The 3,869-nt window shown below is 68.9% G+C and carries 4 protein-coding genes; all 4 read right to left on the reverse strand.

Annotated features, from left to right (window positions below; translation table 11 throughout):
• Window positions 1-1,174: NB-ARC domain-containing protein (locus tag JHN45_RS50935; RefSeq protein WP_236585022.1), on the reverse strand; the 1,174-nt coding region annotated here is incomplete at its 3' end.
• Between the two features lie 403 nt (window positions 1,175-1,577).
• Window positions 1,578-2,081 (reverse strand): hypothetical protein, encoded by a 504-nt coding sequence (locus tag JHN45_RS50940; RefSeq protein ID WP_236585023.1) that lies wholly within the window; start codon window positions 2,079-2,081, stop codon window positions 1,578-1,580.
• 118 nt (window positions 2,082-2,199) lie between these two features.
• Window positions 2,200-3,387, reverse strand: a complete 1,188-nt coding sequence (locus tag JHN45_RS50945) for a helix-turn-helix transcriptional regulator (RefSeq protein WP_236585024.1) — start codon at window positions 3,385-3,387, stop codon at window positions 2,200-2,202.
• A 106-nt stretch (window positions 3,388-3,493) separates the two neighbouring features.
• Window positions 3,494-3,869: HAD family hydrolase (locus JHN45_RS50950; protein WP_201056285.1), on the reverse strand; the 376-nt coding region annotated here is incomplete at its 5' end.

Here is a 3,869-nt window from a genome sequence, read left to right on the forward strand (position 1 = left end):
GCACCCGCTCCCGCGCCGCCTCTCCCTCCTCCCACAACTCCGCGTCTCCCTTGACCACACCCACCCCGAACACCCGCACCAAGTCATGCAATCGCCACCGCCCACGCCCACTCCCCCGCTCAACAAGATGAGCGCGGCACAACGCATCGAGCACACGTACCGGCGCAGCATCCGCCCCGTCCAACACGGCGACGACCTCGGCGGTCACCTCGGGCCCTGGAGCCAAGGCCAACAGCCGTAGTAACCGGGCCTGTTCAGCCGGCAGGCGCCTGTACGACAGGTCAAAGGCAGCCCGAACACTGCGCTCACCGTCGTCGAGGTGCATGAGCCGGTCACCGGACTCGGCGAGTTCCACCACGAGTTCGGCCACGGTCTTGTCCCTGTCGAAGACGAGCAAAGCCGCAGCGATCTGAAGGGCGAGGGGCAAATGCCCACAGAGCAAGGCGAGTTCAGCAGCAGCCTCACTCTCATCCACCACCCGCGCATCCCCCGGAGCGGCAATCCGCAACGCCCGGTCCAGAAGGTCGTATGCCTCCCCCGGACTCAGCTCCCCCAACGGCAGTAACCGCGCCCCGAGTTGGGGCAACTTGCTCCGCGAGGTGGCAAGCAGCCGGTGCCGCGCACCCCCGGGGCGCAAGGGACTCACCTGCTCCGCAGAGGACGCGTTGTCGGCCAGGACCAGCACCGCCCCCAACTCCCGCTCCCGCTCGGCGAGTACCGAGCGATACAACGCGGCCCGCGCGTCCACCCCGTTAGGAATGTGCTCCGGAGGCGTCCCCAGCCCCCTCAGCAGAGTCTCCAGCGCCTGTTCCGCCGTAACGCGATCATCGTCGTACCCATGCAGATTGACGAAGAGGACTCCACCCGGGAACCACCCCTTGCCGCAGGCCGCGTGAGCCGCCTCCACCGCGAGCGCGGTCTTGCCGATCCCGCCGAGCCCGGACACTGCGGCGACCAACACAGCCCCCGACGCTTCACCCCCATCCGGGTCGAACGCACCGAGCAGCTCGTCGAGTTGGTCACTACGACCGGTGAATCCGGCCACCTTCGGAGGCAGGGCATCCAGTGCGGTGGGCGCCGGCCCGTGCTGGTGGTACTCCGCCTTCGCGGTGAAGGGGCCGTTGAACTTCCCGCCCCGAAAATCCTGGTGATCCCCGCCGTACTGCTCGCCCATCGCGCCGTCCCCGTGCCGCTGCCCCCGAATCGCGTGCCAACACGGTACGCCCACGACCCCGCTCACAGTCGCCGCCCTAACCGCACAGCCACTCGAATACTCGACAGCAGGGGCGTTGATCATCCGGGGGAACAGCGGCAGGGCTGGCGCGAAGTCCCGAGCACCGTCCGTGCCATCGATGGGGTGACGGTCATGAACATCTCCTACTGCCGAGAAGGGCTCGGCCCCGATGTGTCGGAGCTGTGGCAGGAGCAGCCGCAACGGGACTGGAGCAGGATGCGGGTGATCCCCGGTAGCGGAATGTCCTTGGTCTCACGGCACTCGCCGTGAAGCCCTTCGTAGTGGGGGCGTTGGGCGAGCGTGCATTCCGCCGACAGGTGCGGAGCCTCGGCGGTGGACGCGTTCAAGACTCGTCCTCGCTTGCCAGGGAGTGGCCCAGCTGCACCAAGGCCAGCACGTCGGCGGCCGTGCACAGACCGTTCGGCCGGGACATCGGGACCGACCAGTACGAGGTCCTCGCTCCGTCGTCCAATTCCACCCGGTCGGCTCGGGGTACGCCCAAGTAGGTGCCCGCGGTGATGCATTCCGCGACCGGGGCACGCCAGAACTCGGCGGTGCCAGGGGGTACGAGTGCGTAGTAGCGGTGGAATCCGGGGTCGCGGATGACCGGGCCGCCGTTGAGGCTCTCGGCGAGGCGGGCGCTCACCGTGGCAGGGTCGTCGCTTCCCACAAAGCCGTGCACAATGTCGTCGGGAATGCGGACGGCCTCGAAGCCGCGTCCGAGAGGGATCAGTGCGAGCTGCGCAATGCTGCCCCATTCTTCGCACACCGAACTCGGCGACGGGTGGGCCGAGGCCAGCCACTCTTCGACAGTCCCGCAGCCTTGAAGCCCCCTGGTCTCGGCCATGTCAGTGTTCCTCGGCGGCATGCACGTTTCCCATCTGCCGGTTTCTGCGCGTGCGACAGATGGTGAGGGCGCGAGAAGGCCACAAGTACCCCGGGGAGGGGTAGTTGGGGTGGTTCGCTCAGGTGGCGGCGCACCATTCGGCGAAATTGGTGAGGGTCTCCGAGTCGGCTCGCTTCAACCGGCGCAACGTCGCGGCGTCTTCACGGACCCAGGGGTGCTCGCGGGTATGTTGCGGCGCGATCCGCCGAGCGGTCTGCAACGACTCGAAGGCGTCGTCGGCGAGGCCGGACCAGAGTTGGGCGCGGGCGAGTTCGATGTAGAAACCGGAACGTCGTTCGGCAGGCAGATCGAGCGGCGGTTTCCATTCGTTGGCGATGTCGAGAGCGCGGCCTACATAGCCGTCACCGAGGCTGACCGCGACGGACACCTCGTGGATGCGAACGGAGTCGGGACCGAACGCGGTGCCGTAGCGCACGCCCTCGGTGACCTGGTCCCCGAGCGCGCGGGCTTCTCTCAGGTGGCTGGTCGCCCCTGCGGCATCGCGCGCTCGGCCTGCGATGACCGCGGCCCTCATATGGAGCGCACCGCGGGTCGCGATCTCTGGCGGCTCATTGGGTGCAGGTGCGGAGTCCAGCGCGTGTTCCAGGGCGCGCAGTCCGGCGGCGTAGGCGTGGGCGGCGAAGAACGTCTCGGTACGTACGTAGGCGACGGACGCCGACAGCAGCGCGTCTCCAGCCCCGGGAGCGGCCCACCGCATCAGTTCGACCAGGCGCGCGGACAGGTCGCGGGCACCGTACTTGTAGGCGACGGCGTCGGCGGAGCGGTAGGCACTGACCAGGAGGGCGGCCAGTTCGGACCGCTCGTGGGTGGTGGATCGGTGGTAGGCGCGCGTGAGTTCGGCGATCAGGTCGGGGAACGTGCGGACGATACGCGTGTATTGGGCTCCCAGTCGCCAGTCGACGGCCTCGTCCACGGCCGCACGCAGGCTGCGCAGGGAACGTGTCGGGCCGTCCTCGGGCACGTCGTAGGCGGCGATCGCGGCGGAAAGCGTGGGCAGCGCGTCATGGACGGCCCTCTGTGCGGGGCGTCGATCGGCCCGCAGCCGGGTCGGATCGACGCCCAGCGCGTGCGCGATGGCCTCGAGGGTGGTGTCTGTGACGCCGCGTTCACCACGTTCGACCTTGCGGATGGTTCCCAGAGCGACGCCTGCCGCGTCGGCGAGTTGTCGCTGCGTCATCTTCGGACGGACGACACTGCGGTAGTAGGCGATCCGCCTGCCGACTCCGTCGCTCGCGAACACGGTCATACGGGCTCCACTTGAGGGCGTCTGCTCCGAACCGTACCGACACCGATACGCCACGTGCATGCGAACGGCCCCACCGGCCACAGCCGGTGGGGGCGAGCCGTTTCCGTCAGTCCGCCACGATCGACGTGAGCTTGCCGAGACCGTCGATACGCCAGTCCGCCGCCGCTACGACCTTCGCGTCGTCCGCCCACAGATGCCCCCACGGGCCGCGGCGCATGTGTGCGACGCGCAGCCCGGCTGACTTGGCGGGGAAGACGTCGTTGGCCGGGTGGTCGCCGACGTAGACCGTCCGGTCCGGCGCTGCCTGAGCCACCCCCAGTACGCGCTCGAAAAACTCCGGCTGAGGCTTCGCCACGCCCCACTCCCCCGACGTGACGACGAGATCCGCGGGCAGATCGAGGGCGCGCAGCAACTCACCGGCGCGGGCAGTCTGGTTCCCGGCGACGATGACCCGCACTCCGAGTGCGCGCAGCGCGGACAGG

Source organism: Streptomyces sp. MBT53 (assembly GCF_016654115.1).
Classification (GTDB): domain Bacteria; phylum Actinomycetota; class Actinomycetes; order Streptomycetales; family Streptomycetaceae; genus Streptomyces.